Genomic DNA, 2,681 nt, shown 5'->3' with positions numbered 1-2,681 from the left:
GCGATCACGCACGACGAGTTGCGGTTTTTCCGGGAGGCCCGGCCGTGGGGCCTGATCCTGTTCAGGCGCAACATCGACAATCCGTCACAAGTTGAAGCCCTGACGGCACATTTCCGCGACATTCTCGGCTGGCAAGCGCCTGTCCTGATCGATCAGGAGGGCGGCCGCGTTCAGCGCCTGGGGCCGCCGCATTGGCCGAATTATCCGCCCGGTGCGGCCTATGCGCGACTTTACGGGCACGATCCGGCCAGCGGACTGGAGGCGGCGCGGCTCGGCGGCCGGCTGATCGGCGAGGACCTCGCCGCGCTTGGGATCGATGTCGACTGCATTCCGGTGGCAGACGTGCCCGTCGCCGGTGCTGACGCCGTCATCGGAGATCGCGCGTTTGGAACCACGCCCGAACAGGTCGGCGCTCTGGCCGGCGCCCAGGCCGAAGGCGTCATGGCCGCTGGCGTCCTGCCGGTGGTGAAGCATTTGCCGGGACACGGGCGTGCCACCGCCGACAGCCACCTGAAACTCCCGGTGGTCGATACCGATCGTGCGACACTGGAGGCGACGGACTTTGCGGCGTTCCGGACCCTGTCAAGCCTGCCGCTCGGCATGACTGCACATGTTGTGTTCAGCGCCATCGATCCGGCCAATCCGGCCACCACATCGGCGATAATGATCCGTGACGTGATTCGCGGATCGATCGGTTTCGAAGGGTTGCTGATGAGCGACGATGTATCGATGGGCGCCTTGTCGGGTGCCTTGTCAGAACGCAGCCGGGCTGCGCTCGCGGCCGGCTGCGATCTCGTGCTCCATTGCAACGGCAACCTCGACGAGATGCGCGACGTCGCCGAAGCCGCGCCGCTGTTGTCCGGTGACGCCGCGGCCCGCGCCGATCGCGCGCTTGCGCTGCGGCAGCGGCGCGAGCCGATCGATCTTGCTGCGGCGCGCGCGCGCTTCTCCGATCTCATGAGCCGGGTATCGGCGGGAGCGATCGCCTGATGACCGCCGAAATTATCCCGTTTGCGTCCGAGACGGTCGAGCGAGCCGCCGACGAGCCGGCGCTCGTGGTTGACGTCGAGGGCTTCGAGGGACCGCTCGACCTTTTGCTGACACTGTCGCGCCAGCAAAAGGTCGATCTCGCCAAGATCTCGATCCTGGCGCTCGCGGACCAGTATCTCGCCTTCATCGAACAGGCGCGCAAATTGCGGCTTGAACTGGCCGCCGATTATCTCGTGATGGCGGCGTGGCTGGCCTATCTGAAGTCGCGCCTGCTTCTGCCCGATGAGAAGGAGGCCGAGGGACAGAGCGCCGAGGACATGGCGACAGCCCTCGCATTCCGTTTGAAGCGCCTTGAAGCTTTCCGCGCGGTGGCGCAGAAGCTGATGGAATTGCCGCAGCTCGAACGCGATACCTTCAGCCGCGGCGCGCCCGAGCCGATCAAGAATATCAAGCACCCGCAATGGACCGCGAGCCTCTACGATCTGCTCTCGGCCTATTCGGTGCAGCGCCAGAAGCGCGCCCTGAGCCAGGTCCGCTTCAAGAAGCGCCAGGTCTGGACGCTCGCCGAGGCGCGGCAGGAAATCGAGCGCCTGATCGGAACCACGGACGACTGGAACCGGCTCGATCAGTTTCTGATTTCCTATCTGGTCGAACCCTCCATGGTCGCGACCGTGACAGCGTCGAGCTTTGCATCCGCTCTTGAGCTCGTTCGTGAAGGCGCCATCGAATTGCAGCAGCACGCGGCCTTTGCGCCACTCTATATTCGCAAGCGCGCCGGCCCCGGCCCGGCCGGTCCAGGCACGGGTAAGTCGGGTGCGGCAGCGCACTGACAGGGATGACGTACCGTTCGATCGTGATTTTCGTCGATCGGAGAGGGGAGAGACAGAAGGATGCATGGCTTGGCGCGGAAACTAGCGGACGACGGCGAGGAGGTTCCGGACGCGATTCGGCAGCCGCAGGTGCGGCCGGACGAGTTGCGCATCCTGGAGGCGTTGCTGTTCGCTTCGAAGGAGCCGCTTGACGAGAAAACGCTGGCGGAGCGGCTGCCTGAGGGTGTCGAGCTCGGACGCATGCTCCAGATGCTGAAGGACGAATATGCCCCGCGCGGCGTCAATCTGGTCAAGGTCAGCGGAAAATGGACCTTCCGTACGGCCAACGATCTGGCCTGGTTACTGACGCGGGAGGCGATCCAGCCGCGCAAGCTGTCGCGGGCGGCGATCGAGACGCTCGCCGTCATCGCCTACCATCAGCCGGTGACGCGTGCGGAGATCGAGGACATCCGCGGCGTGACGATGTCGAAGGGGACCATCGACGTTCTGCTGGAGACCGGCTGGATCAGGCCGCGCGGGCGGCGCAAGGTGCCGGGACGGCCGATCACCTACGGCACCACCGAAGCGTTCATTTCGCATTTCGGTCTTGAGCAGCTCAGCGATCTGCCGGGCCTCGAGGAGCTGAAGGGATCGGGCATGCTGGATGGCCAGTTGCCGCCGAATTTTTCGGTGCCGGTGCCAAACGACGATCCGGCGCTCCGGGAGGACGAGGATCCGCTGGAGCCGGGCGACCTTGACCTCGGTCTTGCTCCGCGTGCAGAGGATGAGGCTGCGGAGCACGAGCCCGCAGCGCAGGCCTCCGCAGCGCAGGACAGCGGAGAGCGTTCCGAGGAGTAGATGAGAGCCCGCAGCGGCGCCGGA

Annotated in this window: 2 protein-coding genes and 1 pseudogene; all 3 read left to right on the top strand. The window is 65.5% G+C overall.

What is annotated here, in order from left to right; genetic code table 11:
- Positions 1 to 990, top strand: a 990-nt coding sequence (nagZ, locus tag ACK41X_RS23380; RefSeq protein WP_409728691.1) for a beta-N-acetylhexosaminidase, incomplete at its 5' end; no start/stop codon positions are given.
- The gene (locus ACK41X_RS23375; RefSeq protein WP_409728688.1) at positions 990 to 1,820 is read left to right on the top strand and encodes a segregation and condensation protein A; all 831 of its coding nucleotides are present in this window, start codon (positions 990 to 992) and stop codon (positions 1,818 to 1,820) included. The genes nagZ and ACK41X_RS23375, both read left to right, overlap by 1 nt.
- 60 nt (positions 1,821 to 1,880) lie before the next feature.
- A pseudogene (gene scpB / locus ACK41X_RS23370) lies at positions 1,881 to 2,639 on the top strand (SMC-Scp complex subunit ScpB); the annotation flags it as partial.
- Positions 2,640 to 2,681 lie beyond the last annotated feature (42 nt).

This window comes from Pseudorhodoplanes sp., from assembly GCF_046289595.1.
In the GTDB taxonomy this organism is placed as follows: Bacteria; Pseudomonadota; Alphaproteobacteria; order Rhizobiales; family Xanthobacteraceae; genus Pseudorhodoplanes.
Note: the sequence above shows the minus strand (reverse complement) of the source record. Positions and strands in the feature narration are given on the sequence as shown.